This is a genomic window from Streptomyces sp. NPDC088707 (genome assembly GCF_044752725.1).
In the GTDB taxonomy this organism is placed as follows: domain Bacteria; phylum Actinomycetota; class Actinomycetes; order Streptomycetales; family Streptomycetaceae; genus Streptomyces.
Map to the genome: position 1 here is coordinate 404,796 of NZ_JBIVLV010000009.1, position 13,715 is coordinate 418,510.

At 68.0% G+C, this 13,715-nt stretch carries 19 protein-coding genes; 1 reads left to right on the forward strand and 18 read right to left on the reverse strand.

Annotated features, from left to right (window positions below):
• Position 1: 1 nt before the first annotated feature.
• The 16 genes from rplE to ACIP84_RS27435 form a co-directional block, all read right to left on the reverse strand.
• Positions 2-559, reverse strand: a complete 558-nt coding sequence (rplE, locus tag ACIP84_RS27360) for a 50S ribosomal protein L5 (RefSeq protein ID WP_106975815.1) — start codon at positions 557-559, stop codon at positions 2-4.
• Positions 556-867, reverse strand: a complete 312-nt coding sequence (gene rplX / locus ACIP84_RS27365) for a 50S ribosomal protein L24 (protein ID WP_015035583.1) — start codon at positions 865-867, stop codon at positions 556-558. The genes rplE and rplX overlap by 4 nt, the downstream gene beginning before the upstream one ends.
• Positions 868-869: 2 nt before the next feature.
• Positions 870-1,238 carry a 50S ribosomal protein L14 gene (rplN, locus tag ACIP84_RS27370; protein ID WP_003956455.1) on the reverse strand — a complete coding sequence of 123 codons (369 nt, stop codon included), beginning with the start codon at positions 1,236-1,238 and terminating at the stop codon, positions 870-872.
• Positions 1,239-1,335: 97 nt separating this feature from the next.
• Positions 1,336-1,617: a 30S ribosomal protein S17 gene (rpsQ, locus tag ACIP84_RS27375; RefSeq protein ID WP_015035582.1), complete on the reverse strand. Its 282-nt coding sequence runs from the start codon at positions 1,615-1,617 to the stop codon at positions 1,336-1,338.
• Positions 1,617-1,841 (reverse strand): 50S ribosomal protein L29, encoded by a 225-nt coding sequence (gene rpmC, locus ACIP84_RS27380; protein ID WP_017239580.1) that lies wholly within the window; start codon positions 1,839-1,841, stop codon positions 1,617-1,619. Before rpmC ends, rpsQ begins: the two co-directional genes overlap by 1 nt.
• Positions 1,841-2,260 carry a 50S ribosomal protein L16 gene (rplP, locus tag ACIP84_RS27385; protein WP_015035580.1) on the reverse strand — a complete coding sequence of 140 codons (420 nt, stop codon included), beginning with the start codon at positions 2,258-2,260 and terminating at the stop codon, positions 1,841-1,843. Before rplP ends, rpmC begins: the two co-directional genes overlap by 1 nt.
• A 5-nt stretch (positions 2,261-2,265) precedes the next feature.
• Positions 2,266-3,114: a 30S ribosomal protein S3 gene (gene rpsC / locus ACIP84_RS27390; protein WP_017239578.1), complete on the reverse strand. Its 849-nt coding sequence runs from the start codon at positions 3,112-3,114 to the stop codon at positions 2,266-2,268.
• The gene (gene rplV, locus ACIP84_RS27395) at positions 3,114-3,461 is read right to left on the reverse strand and encodes a 50S ribosomal protein L22 (protein ID WP_004571827.1); all 348 of its coding nucleotides are present in this window, start codon (positions 3,459-3,461) and stop codon (positions 3,114-3,116) included. The genes rpsC and rplV overlap by 1 nt, the downstream gene beginning before the upstream one ends.
• Positions 3,462-3,503: 42 nt before the next feature.
• On the reverse strand, positions 3,504-3,785 hold the full coding sequence (rpsS, locus tag ACIP84_RS27400) for a 30S ribosomal protein S19 (RefSeq protein WP_024755409.1): 282 nt from the start codon (positions 3,783-3,785) through the stop codon (positions 3,504-3,506).
• A gap of 12 nt (positions 3,786-3,797) precedes the next feature.
• Positions 3,798-4,634 carry a 50S ribosomal protein L2 gene (rplB, locus tag ACIP84_RS27405; protein WP_030214008.1) on the reverse strand — a complete coding sequence of 279 codons (837 nt, stop codon included), beginning with the start codon at positions 4,632-4,634 and terminating at the stop codon, positions 3,798-3,800.
• A 40-nt stretch (positions 4,635-4,674) separates the two neighbouring features.
• Positions 4,675-4,998, reverse strand: coding sequence for a 50S ribosomal protein L23 (gene rplW, locus ACIP84_RS27410; RefSeq protein WP_024755407.1), 324 nt, complete (start codon positions 4,996-4,998; stop codon positions 4,675-4,677).
• Positions 4,998-5,648, reverse strand: a complete 651-nt coding sequence (rplD, locus tag ACIP84_RS27415; RefSeq protein WP_318208693.1) for a 50S ribosomal protein L4 — start codon at positions 5,646-5,648, stop codon at positions 4,998-5,000. Before rplD ends, rplW begins: the two co-directional genes overlap by 1 nt.
• A gap of 7 nt (positions 5,649-5,655) precedes the next feature.
• Positions 5,656-6,300: a 50S ribosomal protein L3 gene (gene rplC / locus ACIP84_RS27420; RefSeq protein WP_073910644.1), complete on the reverse strand. Its 645-nt coding sequence runs from the start codon at positions 6,298-6,300 to the stop codon at positions 5,656-5,658.
• An 11-nt stretch (positions 6,301-6,311) separates the two neighbouring features.
• A complete protein-coding gene (gene rpsJ, locus ACIP84_RS27425; RefSeq protein WP_003948644.1) occupies positions 6,312-6,620 on the reverse strand; it encodes a 30S ribosomal protein S10 in 309 nt (102 codons plus the stop codon).
• 446 nt (positions 6,621-7,066) lie between these two features.
• Positions 7,067-8,308: an RNA polymerase sigma factor gene (locus ACIP84_RS27430; RefSeq protein ID WP_401801102.1), complete on the reverse strand. Its 1,242-nt coding sequence runs from the start codon at positions 8,306-8,308 to the stop codon at positions 7,067-7,069.
• A complete protein-coding gene (locus tag ACIP84_RS27435) occupies positions 8,305-8,667 on the reverse strand; it encodes a YciI family protein (RefSeq protein WP_401801104.1) in 363 nt (120 codons plus the stop codon). Before ACIP84_RS27435 ends, ACIP84_RS27430 begins: the two co-directional genes overlap by 4 nt.
• 212 nt (positions 8,668-8,879) lie before the next feature.
• Between ACIP84_RS27435 and ACIP84_RS27440 the strand changes: the two genes are divergently transcribed.
• Positions 8,880-10,859, forward strand: a complete 1,980-nt coding sequence (locus tag ACIP84_RS27440) for a PIG-L family deacetylase (protein ID WP_401801107.1) — start codon at positions 8,880-8,882, stop codon at positions 10,857-10,859.
• An 86-nt stretch (positions 10,860-10,945) separates the two neighbouring features.
• On the opposite strand, the gene tuf is transcribed toward ACIP84_RS27440, so the two are convergent.
• Together tuf and fusA are read right to left on the reverse strand one after the other, a co-directional pair.
• The gene (tuf, locus tag ACIP84_RS27445) at positions 10,946-12,139 is read right to left on the reverse strand and encodes an elongation factor Tu (RefSeq protein ID WP_073910658.1); all 1,194 of its coding nucleotides are present in this window, start codon (positions 12,137-12,139) and stop codon (positions 10,946-10,948) included.
• A 151-nt stretch (positions 12,140-12,290) separates the two neighbouring features.
• A partial coding sequence (fusA, locus tag ACIP84_RS27450) for an elongation factor G (protein ID WP_401801109.1) occupies positions 12,291-13,715 on the reverse strand: 1,425 nt, incomplete at its 5' end.

A 13,715-nucleotide genomic window follows, 5' to 3' on the forward strand; every position in this document is an offset into this window, starting at 1 on the left:
CTTACGCCTCCTTGAAGGGGAAGCCGAGGTGACGCAGAAGGGCACGGCCCTCGTCGTCGTTGGTCGCCGTGGTGACCACGGTGATGTCCATACCCCGGACACGGTCGATCTTGTCCTGGTCGATCTCGTGGAACATGACCTGCTCCGTGAGACCGAAGGTGTAGTTGCCACGCCCGTCGAACTGCTTGGGGGACAGACCACGGAAGTCGCGGATGCGCGGAAGCGCGAGCGACAGGGTGCGGTCCAGGAACTCCCACATGCGGTCGCCACGGAGGGTGACGTGCGCACCGATCGGCTGGCCCTCACGCAGCTTGAACTGCGCGATGGACTTGCGAGCCTTGGTGACGGCCGGCTTCTGACCGGTGATCGTGGTCAGGTCACGGACGGCACCGTCCATGAGCTTCGAGTCACGGGCGGCGTCGCCGACACCCATGTTCACCACGATCTTGACGAGGCCGGGAACCTGCATGACGTTCTCGTAGGAGAACTCCTCACGCAGCTTGCCCGCGATCTCCTCGCGGTACTTCGTCTTGAGACGCGGAGTGGTGGTAGCCATCAGATGTCCTCACCCGTCCGCTTGGCAACGCGGATCTTGTTGCCCTCGTCGTCGAAGCGGTAGCCGACACGCGTGACGACCTTCTTGCCGTCCTTCTCCACGACCAGCTGGACGTTGGAGACGTGGACCGGAGCCTCGGTCGTGACGATGCCACCGGCCTGCGACGGGCCGGCCTTGGTGTGCTTCTTGACCCGGTTGACACCCTCGACGAGGACGCGGTTCTCGCGGGGGAAGGCCGTGATGACCTTGCCCTGCTTGCCCTTGTCCTTACCGGTGATGACCTGGACCAGGTCGCCCTTCTTGATCTTCATGCTTACAGCACCTCCGGCGCGAGCGAGATGATCTTCATGAACTTCTTCTCGCGCAGCTCACGGCCCACCGGGCCGAAGATACGGGTGCCACGAGGGTCGCCGTCGTTCTTGAGAATGACAGCGGCGTTCTCGTCGAAGCGGATGTACGAGCCGTCCTGGCGGCGGCGCTCCTTGACGGTGCGAACGATGACCGCCTTGACGACGTCACCCTTCTTCACGTTGCCACCGGGGATCGCGTCCTTGACGGTGGCGACGATGACGTCACCGATGCCCGCGTAGCGGCGACCCGAGCCACCGAGAACACGGATGCAAAGGATCTCCTTGGCACCAGTGTTGTCGGCGACACGCAGTCGCGACTCCTGCTGGATCACGTCTATCTCCTGATTGTCTGCCGGTTCCCGGCCGGGGCTTCAACAGAAGCCCCGACCGAGCCTGGCGGAACTGACCCGAGGGAAACCCCTCGAGTAATTACTTGGCCTTCTCGAGGATCTCGATGACGCGCCAGTGCTTCGTGGCGGACAGCTTCCGGGTCTCCATCAGGAGGACGCGGTCGCCGATGCCGGCAGCGTTCTGCTCGTCATGAGCCTTGAGCTTGTTCGTACGGCGGATGACCTTGCCGTACAGCGCGTGCTTGACGCGGTCCTCGACAGCGACGACGACGGTCTTGTCCATCTTGTCGCTGACGACCAGGCCCTCGCGGACCTTGCGAGCGTTGCGCTCGGTCTTCTCAGTCACGTTGCTCTCGCTCATCAGGCGTTCTCCACCGTCTCGATGCCCAGCTCGCGCTCACGCATCAGGGTGTAGATCCGGGCGATGTCCTTACGGACGGACTTGAGCCGACCGTGGTTCTCGAGCTGGCCCGTCGCCGCCTGGAAGCGGAGGTTGAACAGCTCTTCCTTGGCCTCGCGGAGCTTGTTGAGAAGCTCCTCGTTGCCCAGCTCGCGCAGCTCGGACGCCTTGGTACCGGCCGACATCACAGCTCACCTGCTTCGCGCTTAACGATCTTGCACTTCATCGGCAGCTTGTGGGCCGCACGGGTCAGGGCCTCGCGCGCGATCTTCTCGTTCGGGTAGGACAGTTCGAACATCACCCGACCCGGCTTGACGTTCGCGATCCACCACTCCGGAGAACCCTTACCGGAACCCATGCGGGTCTCGGCGGGCTTCTTCGTCAGCGGGCGGTCCGGGTAGATGTTGATCCAGACCTTGCCGCCACGCTTGATGTGGCGGGTCATCGCGATACGAGCCGCCTCGATCTGGCGGTTGGTCACGTACGCCGGCGTGAGGGCCTGAATGCCGTACTCGCCGAACGCAACCTGCGTACCACCCTTGCTCATACCCGAGCGCTTGGGGTGGTGCTGCTTGCGGTGCTTGACCCTACGGGGGATCAGCATTTCGGTCAGGCCTCCGTTCCGGTGCTCTCAGCCGGAGCGGCAGCGGCGGCGGGAGCGTCGGCCTTGGGGGCCTCGGCAGCCGGCGCGGACTGCTGCTGCGGCTTGCGGCCGCGGCCGCCACGCTCGCCACCGCGGCCACCACGGCCGGCCGGGCGGTCGCCAGCGCCGGCGCCACGGGCCGGGCGGTTACCCGCACGGGCCGCAGCGTTCTCGGCGCGGACCTCGGCGATGTTCTTGACGTCGCCCTTGTAGATCCAGACCTTCACGCCGATGCGGCCGAAGGTCGTCTTGGCCTCGAAGAAGCCGTAGTCGACGTTCGCGCGGAGCGTGTGCAGGGGCACACGGCCCTCGCGGTAGAACTCCGAGCGGGACATCTCGGCGCCGCCGAGACGACCGCCGCACTGGATCTTGATGCCCTTGGCGCCGGCCTTCATCGTGCCCTGCATGCTCTTACGCATGGCGCGACGGAAGGAGACGCGGGAGGAGAGCTGCTCGGCAACGGCCTGAGCAACCAGCTGAGCGTCCATCTCGGGGTTCTTGACCTCGAGGATGTTCAGCTGGACCTGCTTGCCCGTGAGCTTCTCGAGGTCGCCGCGGATACGGTCGGCCTCGGCGCCACGGCGGCCGATGACGATGCCGGGACGCGCGGTGTGGATGTCCACCCGCACGCGGTCACGGGTGCGCTCGATCTCAACCTTCGAGATGCCGGCGCGCTCCATGCCGGACGTCATCATCCGACGGATGGCGACGTCTTCCTTGACGTAGTCCTTGTACAGCTTGTCGGCGTACCAGCGGGACTTGAAGTCCGTGGTGATGCCGAGCCGGAACCCATGCGGGTTAACCTTCTGGCCCATTACCGGGTTCCTTCCTTGCTGCTGACGACCACGGTGATGTGGCTGGTCCGCTTACGGATCCGGTAGGCACGGCCCTGAGCACGCGGACGGAACCGCTTCAGGGTCGGGCCCTCATCCACGTACGCCTCGCTGATGACCAGCGAAGAGGCGTCAGTGTGGTCGTAGTTGTGCGCGGCGTTGGCGATGGCGCTGTCCAGCACCTTGCCAACCGGCACGCTCGCGGCCTGCGGGGCGAAACGCAGGACCGCCTGAGCCTCCGTGGCATCCATGCCACGGATAAGGTCCACCACGCGGCGGGCCTTCATGGGCGTGACGCGGATGTACCGCGCCTGGGCCCTGGCTTCCATGGTTGTCCTTCCAGTGTCTGTCATGGTCATTCCACCCCGCTACTAGCGGCGCTTCGACTTCCGGTCGTCCTTCACGTGACCCCGGAAGGTGCGCGTCGGCGAGAACTCGCCGAGCTTGTGGCCGACCATCGACTCGGTGACAAACACCGGAATGTGGGTCTTGCCGTTGTGCACCGCGATCGTGTGGCCGAGCATGGCCGGGATGATCATCGAGCGACGGGACCAGGTCTTGATGACGTTCTTGGTACCGGCTTCGTTCTGTACGTCCACCTTCTTTACGAGGTGGCCGTCAACGAAGGGTCCCTTCTTGAGACTGCGCGGCATCTAAACCCGCTCCTAGCGCTTCTTGTTCGTCTTGCGGCGGCGGACGATGTACTTGCTCGAAGCCTTCTTCGGCGAGCGAGTACGACCCTCCTTCTGACCCCACGGGGAGACCGGGTGGCGACCACCGGAGGTCTTGCCCTCACCACCACCGTGCGGGTGGTCAACCGGGTTCATCGCCACACCGCGAACGGTCGGGCGGACGCCCAGCCAGCGCTTACGGCCGGCCTTGCCCCAGTTGATGTTCGACTGCTCGGCGTTGCCGACCTCGCCGATCGTGGCGCGGCAGCGGGCGTCGACGAGACGGATCTCACCGGACGGCATACGAAGGTGGGCCATCGTGCCCTCCTTCGCCAGCAGCTGCACGGAGGCGCCAGCGGAGCGCGCGAACTTGGCGCCGCCACCGGGACGGATCTCGATCGCGTGGATCGTGGTACCGACCGGGATGTTGCGGAGCGCCAGGTTGTTGCCGGGCTTGATGTCAGCGCCGGGGCCGTTCTCGACGCGGTCACCCTGCGTCAGACCCTTGGGGGCGATGATGTAGCGCTTCTCGCCGTCCACGTAGTGGAGCAGCGCGATGCGCGCGGTGCGGTTGGGGTCGTACTCGATGTGAGCGACCTTGGCCGGCACGCCGTCCTTGTCGTGACGACGGAAGTCGATCACACGGTAGGCGCGCTTGTGTCCACCACCCTGGTGGCGAACGGTGATCCGACCGGTGTTGTTACGGCCGCCCTTGCTGTGCAGGGGGCGAACCAGCGACTTCTCCGGCGTGGACCGCGTGATCTCGACGAAGTCGGCTACGGAGGAGCCACGACGGCCCGGCGTAGTCGGCTTGTACTTGCGGATTCCCATTTCTCAGTCCTCGTCCGATTCCGGACGATCCAGACCGCCGTTAGGCGGTCGGACCGCCGAAGATGTCGATACGGTTGCCCTCAGCAAGGGTCACGATGGCGCGCTTGGTGTCCTTGCGCTTGCCGAAACCGGCCTTGGTGCGCTTGCGCTTGCCCTGGCGGTTGATCGTGTTGACCCCGGTGACCTTGACCGAGAAGACCGCCTCGACGGCCTGCTTGATCTGGGTCTTGTTGGAGCCAGGCGCGACGATGAACGTGTACTTGTTCTCGTCCAGCAGTGCGTAGCTCTTCTCCGAGACAACCGGCTTGACGAGAATGTCGCGCGGGTCCGAGAAGGTCTTGCTGGTGACGACGGCCTCAGTCATCAGGCGTCGCTCCCTTCGGTCTCGTCGGTCTGGGGGCCAGACACGAAGGACTCGAGGGCGGCCTTGGTGAAGACCACGTCGTCGGAGACGATCACGTCGTACGTGTTGAGCTGGCCCGGCTCCAGGATGTGCACCTGGGGCAGGTTACGAGCGGACAGCCACGCGGCCTCGTCGGAGCGCTCGACGACCAGGAGCAGGTTCTTGCGCTCCGAGATCTTGCCGAACAGCGTCTTCGCGGCCTTGGTGGAGATGTCACCCTCGACCACGCCGGTGACGACGTGGATGCGGGAGTGGGTGGCCCGGTCCGAGAGGGCACCGCGGAGGGCGGCGACCTTCATCTTCTTGGGGGTCCGCTGCGAGTAGTCACGCGGCTGCGGGCCGTGGACGACGCCACCGCCGGCGAACTGCGGGGCGCGGGTCGAACCCTGACGGGCGCGGCCGGTGCCCTTCTGGCGGTACGGCTTCTTGCCGCCACCACGGACTTCGCCACGGCGCTTGGTCTTGTGCGTGCCCTGACGGGCCGCGGCCAGCTGCGCGACGACGACCTGGTGGATCAGCGGAACGCTGACCTTGGCGCCGAAGATCTCCTCGGGGAGCTCGACGGTCCCGGTCTTGTCGCCTGCCGGCGAAAGGATGTCAATGGTGCTCATCGGTTCCTCAAACCCCCTTGGCCGCGGTGCGGACCAGGACGAGGCCACCGTTGGGGCCGGGGACGGCGCCCTTGATGAGCAGCAGACCCTTCTCGGCGTCAACGGCGTGGACGGTCAGGTTCTGGGTGGTCACGCGCTCGTTGCCCATGCGACCAGCCATCTTCATGCCCTTGAAGACACGGCCCGGGGTGGCGCAGCCACCGATGGAACCGGGCTTGCGGTGCACGCGGTGGGCACCGTGCGATGCCTTGCCACCACGGAAGTTGTGGCGCTTCATGACACCGGCGAAGCCCTTGCCCTTGCTCTTACCGGTGACGTCGACCTTCACGCCGGCCTCGAAGACCTCGGCGGTGATCTCCTGGCCGAGCGTGTACTCGGAGGCGTCAGCGGTGCGGAGCTCCACCAGGTGGCGGCGCGGGGTGACGTCGGCCTTGGCGAAGTGACCCTTGAGGGGCTTGTTCACCTTGCGAGGGTCGATCTCGCCGAAGGCGATCTGGACCGACTCGTAGCCGTCGACGTCGTTCGTACGCACCTGGGTCACGACATTCGGGCCGGCCTTGACGACGGTCACCGGGACAATCCGGTTGTTCTCGTCCCAGACCTGCGTCATGCCGAGCTTCTCGCCCAGGATGCCCTTGATGTTCTTAGCCATCTCGCGCGCCCTCAGAGCTTGATCTCGATGTCAACGCCCGCCGGGAGGTCGAGACGCATGAGCGAGTCAACCGTCTTCGGCGTGGGGTCGAGGATGTCGATGAGGCGCTTGTGCGTGCGCATCTCGAAGTGCTCGCGCGAGTCCTTGTACTTGTGCGGCGACTTGATGACGCAGTACACGTTCTTCTCAGTGGGCAGCGGCACCGGGCCTGCGACCGACGCACCAGTGCGGGTCACCGTCTCGACGATCTTCTTCGCCGAGGAGTCGATGACCTCGTGGTCGTAGGCCTTGAGCCGGATGCGGATCTTCTGTCCCGCCATGGCTACTAGTAGTCCTTTGTCTCGTAACGCTCTGGAACCCGATCGGCTTCGCTTACGGAGAAGCGTTGTCGTATCTCCGACCCACGCGGTCGGGCGTGTCGCACTCCCTCTACGCAAAAATCCCTGAGGATTTCCCAACCAAGGGGGCACGGTCGCCATGACCGCAGGCCGGGGGCAAAACACCCACCGGGCGCCTGGCCGGTACCCCGCTGACGCTTCCCAGAAGATTCCCGTACGTCCGCTCCTGACAAGGAGCGACGAGTACTGTGGGACTCGCTTCCGGTCCTCCCGACGGGAGGCGCGCAGCATCGGCACTCAACCGAGCAACCCCGACAGTCTGCCATACGGGGCCATCCGGCCGCCAATCGGGAGCGAAGACTGTACCCCACGTCACGTACGGCCATGCGCCGGGGCGCACGCGCGGGGGACGGCCGCCCCCCTCCTCCTCACCCCAAACGCCGCGCCCGCTCGGTGAGATGACGACGTTCCGGGGCACTGGTCGTACGGCGTGCCGCCTCCCGGTAGGCCTCCGCCGCGGCCTCCCTCTCGCCGAGGAGTTCGAGCAGATGGGCCCGGGTGGCGAGCAGCCGGTGATGCCGGGCCAGTCGCTTGTCCCGCGCGAGTCCGTCCAGGAGCGCGAGCCCGGCCGCGGGTCCCTCGACCATCGCGAGGGCCACCGCGCGGTTGAGGGTGACCATCGGATTCGGCCCGGTCCGCTCCAGGAGCTCGTAGAGCGCGAGGATCTGCGGCCAGTCGGTGGCCCCGGCGGTCTCCGCCTCGTCGTGCACGGCCGCGATCGCCGCCTGCAGCTGGTACGGGCCTACCCGGCCCCGGGGCAGCGTGCGGCTGATCAGCTCGACGCCCTCCGTGACGAGCCGGCCGTCCCACCTCCCCCGGTCCTGCTCCGCGAGCGGCACCAGCTCGCCGTGCGGGCCCGTGCGGGCCGGTCTGCGGGCGTCCGTGAGCAGCATCAGGGCGAGCAGGCCCGCCGTCTCGGTGTCCTCGGGCAGCAGCCGGTGCAGCAGCCGCGCGAGCCGGATCGCCTCGGTGGACAGCTCGGGCGCGGTCAGCTCCTCGCCGGCGCTCGCCGTGTAGCCCTCGTTGAAGATCAGGTAGAGCACGTGCCGGACCTCGGCGAGCCGGGCCGTACGGTCCTCCCCCGGCGGGAGCGCGAACGAGCCGCCCACCGCCCTGATCGTCTGCTTGGCCCGGCTGATGCGCTGCGCCATCGTCGGCTCGGGCACCAGGAACGCGGCGGCGATCTGCGCGGTGGTGAGACCGCCGACGGCGCGCAGCGTGAGCGCGATCCGGCTCGGCGGGGAGAGCTCCGGGTGGCAGCAGAGGAAGAGCAGCGAGAGCGAGTCGTCCCGGTCGCCGCCGGGGTCCTCGTCCGCGGCGCGGGCGAGGAGCTCGGAGTCCGGGGTGGCCAGGGCGACGGCGTCCTCGCGGCGCCTGCGGGCGGCCTCGCCGCGCACCAGGTCGACGAACCTGCGGGTGGCGACGGTGACCAGCCAGCCGCGCGGGTTGTCCGGGACGCCGTCCGCGGGCCACTGCCGGGCGGCGGCGATCAGGGCCTCCTGGACGGCGTCCTCGCAGAGGTCGAAGGTGCCGTACCGGCGGACGAGCGCGCCGAGGACCTGCGGCGCGTACGTCCGCAGCAGGCCCTCGACCTCGGCCGAGCCGCTCACACGTCCGCCGCGGACTCGTGCAGGACCGGCCACAGCTCCACGGGGTCGGTGTCCGCGAAGGGCATGTCCGCGGCGATCTCCTGGGCCCGCTCCAGGCTGTCGCAGTCGAGCAGGTAGAAGCTGGCCAGGTACTCCTTGGTCTCCAGGTACGGGCCGTCGGTGACCGCCGGGGCGCCGCCCTCACGCCGCACGAGCTGGGCGGCGGCCGCGTCGGCGAGTCCGTACGCGCCGATCAGCTCGCCGCTCTCGCGGTACTTCCTGTTGAAGGCCTCCTGCCGGGCGATCGCCTCGGGCCAGGCCTCCGCGGGGAAGGCGTCCCACTTGGCCTGGTTGCCGTAGATCATCGCGACGAACTTCATGGTGGTCGTCCTCTCCGTCCGGCGCGCCCCTGCGGCGTGCTGTCACCCCTCGGTCGGAGCCGGCGGCCCGTCCTCGACATGATCGGCAGCGACTTCGAAGATCGCTCCCCGGTGGCCGAATCCTGCCAGGCGGACATCGGTCCGCACACAACCACCGACATCGAACGTCCGTCTTACAGGGGACCGCACTACCCAGGGGACGGACCGCGCACGTGACCACGACACCCCGCCGGCGGGCGGTTCTCGCCGCCGCCCTCGGCGTCACCTCGGCCGTCGCCGGGTGTTCCGTGCCGGAGCCGCGCAGGGCCGCGCCGACCGTCGACCCCGCGCCCGGCAAGCCGATAGCCTCCGCGCGGACCCGGCGGGCGCTGCTCCTGCAGGTCGCCGCGCACCCCGACGACGACCTGTACTTCATGAACCCGGACACCCAGCGCCTCCTCGACGCCGGGGTCCCGCTCGTCTCCGTGTACGTGACCGCCGGCGAGCACACTGGCCGGAACCGGATCAAGGGGATGCCGGACACTCCCCCGGACCGCGCCGCCTACTCCTCGGCGCGCCACCAGGGCCTGCGCCAGTCGTACGCGGCGGCGCTCGGCCTGCCGATGTTCACGCCCTGGCGGCGCGAGACGCTCACGCTCCCCGGCGGCCGGCGGGCGGAGATCGACACCCTCGTCCACGGCCGGAACCGCGTCGAGCTGGTCTTCCTCAACCTGCCGATGCACACGAACCGGCGCTACATGGCCCTGCCGGCCCTCTGGCACGACCGCGCCCTGGAGCTGCGGACCCATCTGTCGACCGGATCGCCCGTCACCCGCTCGGACACCTACGACTACGACCGGCTGGTCGGCGTCCTCGTCGGACTGCTCGCCCGCTACCGGCCCACCGTCGTGCACACCCTGGACCCCGACCCGGACATCCAGCTCAGCGACGAGGCCACCCGCAAGCGGGACTCGGAGCAGCCCGGCTACTCGGACCACGGCGACCACACGGCCGTCGCGTCCTTCACGTGGGCCGCGCTGAGCCGCTGGGTCTCGGACGCCGTCCGGGACGGCGAGCCCATACCGGCGTTCACGACGACCGCCTTCCGCGGCTACTACAACCGGCACTGGCCCAAGAACCTCCCGCGCCAGGTGCTCGAGGAGAAGGCGGCCCGCCTCGTCCCGTACGGCGGCGACCCGTCCTGGGAGTGCGGCAACCCCTCGGGCTGCGGCGACTACGGCGTCGGCGGCGAACGGCCGCTCACCAACCGCAAGGGCTGGGTCCGCTCCACCCACCACCGCTGGCCCGCCGCCGGCCCCGCGCTCGCCGAGCGGCCGGACGGCCGCCTCACCGCCTACGGGGTGCTCGGCCTGCGCGCGGTCCGCTGGCAGGAGACGGCACCCGGCGTGTGGGGCGAGCCGGCGGACCTCGGGGGCGGCCCGCTCGCCCCCGCACTCGGCTCGGCGGTGCTCCGGGACGGCCGGGTGCTGCTCTTCGGGGTGCGGTTCGACGCGATCGACGGACACGGCGGGCGGAACCGGCGCGAGCTGGTGCTTCTGGAGCAGCGCTCCCCCGGCGGCACGTTCCTGGCCTGCCGCGGACTCGGGAACCCGGAGCGCACCGACGACCGGGGCCGCCGGGTCGGTGCGCCGGTGGCCGTCGCGGCACCCGACGGCCGGGTCCACCTCTTCGTACGGAACGCGGACAAGAACGTCTCGACCCGGGTCAGGGCGGCCGACGGCTCCTGGGGTCCGTGGCGGACGCTCCCCGGGGCGGCGGAGGTCCAGGACGGACTCGCCGTGTCGCTCGACGTGAAGGGGCGGGTGCACCTCCACGCGGCCGGGCGGGAGTCCGTACGGCACTGGGTGGACGGGGCCGAGCAAGCGGAGCGGCTGCCGCTCTCCGGATCCACGGTGGCGTCGGCGGGCGGCGACCTCTACTACCGGCGCCCGGCGACCGGGGAACTCCTCGGCCCCCGGGGCGACGCCGGTCTGGACGGTTACGGGGGTGTGGTCGCCGCGCGCTCCGCGGCCCTGGGGACCGTGCTCCTGGGCACGGATCCGGACGGCAGGGTGCGGGTGCGGGCCGGGAACCGGACGCGGACCCGCACGACGGGGACGCCGGCGGTGTCGGCGGCGCTGCACCTGCGCGCGGGCGGGGTGACCGTGGTGGGCCTGGGTGCGGACGGGCGCCCGTGGAGCTGGCGGCCGTAACCCGTCCGGACATGCGAGAAGGCCCCGCACCGAAAGGTGCGGGGCCTTCTGCTGCAGCTCGTGGAGCTACCAGGTCAGATCAACGATCAGGCGTTGATCTTGACGACCTGGCCGGCGCCGACGGTCCGGCCACCCTCACGGATGGCGAACTTGAGGCCCTCCTCCATGGCGATGGGCTGGATCAGCTCAACGCTCATGGCGGTGTTGTCGCCCGGCATGACCATCTCGGTGCCCTCGGGGAGGGTCACGACGCCGGTCACGTCCGTGGTACGGAAGTAGAACTGCGGGCGGTAGTTGTTGAAGAACGGGGTGTGACGGCCACCCTCGTCCTTCGACAGGATGTAGGCCTGGGCCTCGAAGCTGGTGTGCGGCGTGACCGAACCCGGCTTGATGATGACCTGGCCGCGCTCGACGTCCTCGCGCTTGATGCCACGGAGGAGCAGACCGACGTTCTCACCGGCCTGGCCCTCGTCGAGCAGCTTGCGGAACATCTCGATACCGGTGACCGTGGTGGTGGTCTTCTCGGTCTTGATGCCGATGATGTCGACGGTCTCGTTGACCTTGAGGATACCGCGCTCGATACGACCGGTGACGACGGTGCCACGACCGGTGATCGTGAAGACGTCCTCGATCGGCATCAGGAACGGCTTGTCGACGTCACGCTCGGGCTGCGGGATGGACTCGTCCACCGCGTGCATGAGGCCGAGGAGCTTCTCGCCCCACTCCTTGTCGCCCTCGAGGGCCTTGAGCGCCGAGACACGGACGACCGGAAGGTCGTCGCCCGGGAACTCGTACTCGGAGAGGAGCTCACGGACCTCGAGCTCGACGAGCTCCAGGATCTCCTCGTCGTCCACCATGTCGGCCTTGTTCAGGGCGACGACGATGTACGGAACGCCGACCTGGCGGGCCAGGAGCACGTGCTCCTTGGTCTGCGGCATCGGGCCGTCGGTGGCGGCGACCACGAGGATGGCGCCGTCCATCTGCGCGGCACCCGTGATCATGTTCTTGATGTAGTCAGCGTGACCCGGGCAGTCGACGTGCGCGTAGTGACGCGACTCCGTCTGGTACTCGACGTGCGCGATCGAGATCGTGATACCGCGCTGGCGCTCCTCGGGAGCCTTGTCGATCTGGTCGAAGGCCGAGGCCTCGTTCAGGTCCGGGTACGCGTCGTGCAGCACCTTGGTAATGGCGGCCGTGAGGGTCGTCTTACCGTGGTCAATGTGACCGATGGTGCCGATGTTGACGTGCGGCTTAGTCCGCTCGAACTTTGCCTTCGCCACTGAATCCTCCTGCGGAGTGGTTCTGTACGCCTTGCTCATCGGCGCCAGGTGATCTTTGCTGGGATGCCATCCGCCGGGACCCGACTCCTCGGGTTTCGGGGGGCTGAGCCCCGGCGACTGGTGTCAAGCCTAAAGCGTGAACTCGGAAGAGTTACTCGCCCTTGGCCTTCGCGATGATCTCCTCGGCGACGTTCCGCGGAACCTCGGCGTAGGAGTCGAACTGCATCGAGTAGCTTGCGCGACCCGAGGTCTTGCTGCGGAGGTCGCCGACGTAGCCGAACATCTCCGAAAGGGGCACGAGGCCCTTCACGACGCGAGCGCCGCTGCGCTCCTCCATGGCCTGGATCTGGCCACGGCGGGAGTTGATGTCGCCGATGACCTCACCCATGTAGTCCTCGGGCGTGGTGACCTCGACGGACATCATGGGCTCGAGGATGACCGGCGAAGCCTTCCGCGCGGCCTCCTTGAAGGCCTGCGAACCGGCGATCTTGAACGCGAGCTCGGAGGAGTCGACCTCGTGGTAGCCACCGTCGAGAAGGATGACGCGGACGCCAGTCATCTCGTAGCCGGCCAGGATGCCGAACTGCATGGCCTCCTGCGCACCCGCGTCGACCGAAGGGATGTACTCCTTCGGGATGCGGCCACCGGTGACCTTGTTCACGAACTCGTACGAGGCGTCGCCCTCGGTGATCGGCTCGATCGCGATCTGCACCTTGGCGAACTGACCGGTACCACCGGTCTGCTTCTTGTGGGTGTAGTCCACGCGCTCGACGGTCTTGCGGATCGTCTCGCGGTACGCGACCTGCGGCTTGCCGACGTTCGCCTCGACCTTGAACTCGCGACGCATGCGGTCGACGAGGATGTCGAGGTGAAGCTCGCCCATACCACCGATGATGGTCTGGCCGGTCTCCTCGTCCGAGTGCACCTGGAAGGAGGGGTCCTCCTCCGCGAGACGCTGGATGGCGACACCCAGCTTCTCCTGGTCACCCTTGGACTTGGGCTCGATGGCGACCTGAATGACCGGCGCCGGGAAGTCCATGGACTCCAGCACGACCGGGTTCTTGTCGTCACACAGCGTCTCACCGGTGGTGGTCTGCTTGAGGCCCATGACGGCGACGATGTCGCCGGCGCCCACCGAGTCGATCTCCTCACGCTTGTTCGCGTGCATGCGGTAGATCTTGCCGATGCGCTCCTTCTTGCCCTTGACGGAGTTCAGCACCGCGGTGCCGGCCTCCAGGCGACCGGAGTAGATCCGGACGAAGGTGAGCTTGCCGAGGTGCGGGTCGCTCGCGATCTTGAACGCGAGGGCCGACAGCGGCTCGTCGTCGGACGGCTTGCGCTTGACGACGACCTCGGCGTCCTTGACGTCGTGGCCCTCGATGGCCTCGACGTCCAGGGGCGACGGCAGGTAACGGACGACAGCGTCGAGCAGGGGCTGAACACCCTTGTTCTTGAACGCGGTACCGCAGAAGACGGGGGTGACCGTCTTCTCGCCGTTGCCCTTGCCGGAAGCGATGGTGATACGACGGACAGCCGCGTACAGCTGCTCCTCGGTGGGCTCGACGCCCTCGAGGAA

Bases quoted from the DNA above. Each gene is read 5' to 3' on its own strand.
- rplX (WP_015035583.1), bottom strand. From the start codon at position 867: ATGAAGATCAAGAAGGGCGACCTGGTCCAGGTCATCACCGGTAAGGAC.
- rpsQ (WP_015035582.1), bottom strand. From the start codon at position 1,617: ATGAGCGAGAGCAACGTGACTGAGAAGACCGAGCGCAACGCTCGCAAG.
- rpmC (WP_017239580.1), bottom strand. From the start codon at position 1,841: ATGTCGGCCGGTACCAAGGCGTCCGAGCTGCGCGAGCTGGGCAACGAG.
- rplP (WP_015035580.1), bottom strand. From the start codon at position 2,260: ATGCTGATCCCCCGTAGGGTCAAGCACCGCAAGCAGCACCACCCCAAG.
- rpsC (WP_017239578.1), bottom strand. From the start codon at position 3,114: ATGGGCCAGAAGGTTAACCCGCATGGGTTCCGGCTCGGCATCACCACG.
- rplV (WP_004571827.1), bottom strand. From the start codon at position 3,461: ATGGAAGCCAGGGCCCAGGCGCGGTACATCCGCGTCACGCCCATGAAG.
- rpsS (WP_024755409.1), bottom strand. From the start codon at position 3,785: ATGCCGCGCAGTCTCAAGAAGGGACCCTTCGTTGACGGCCACCTCGTA.
- rplB (WP_030214008.1), bottom strand. From the start codon at position 4,634: ATGGGAATCCGCAAGTACAAGCCGACTACGCCGGGCCGTCGTGGCTCC.
- rplW (WP_024755407.1), bottom strand. From the start codon at position 4,998: ATGACTGAGGCCGTCGTCACCAGCAAGACCTTCTCGGACCCGCGCGAC.
- rplD (WP_318208693.1), bottom strand. From the start codon at position 5,648: ATGAGCACCATTGACATCCTTTCGCCGGCAGGCGACAAGACCGGGACC.
- rplC (WP_073910644.1), bottom strand. From the start codon at position 6,300: ATGGCTAAGAACATCAAGGGCATCCTGGGCGAGAAGCTCGGCATGACG.
- rpsJ (WP_003948644.1), bottom strand. From the start codon at position 6,620: ATGGCGGGACAGAAGATCCGCATCCGGCTCAAGGCCTACGACCACGAG.
- ACIP84_RS27435 (WP_401801104.1), bottom strand. From the start codon at position 8,667: ATGAAGTTCGTCGCGATGATCTACGGCAACCAGGCCAAGTGGGACGCC.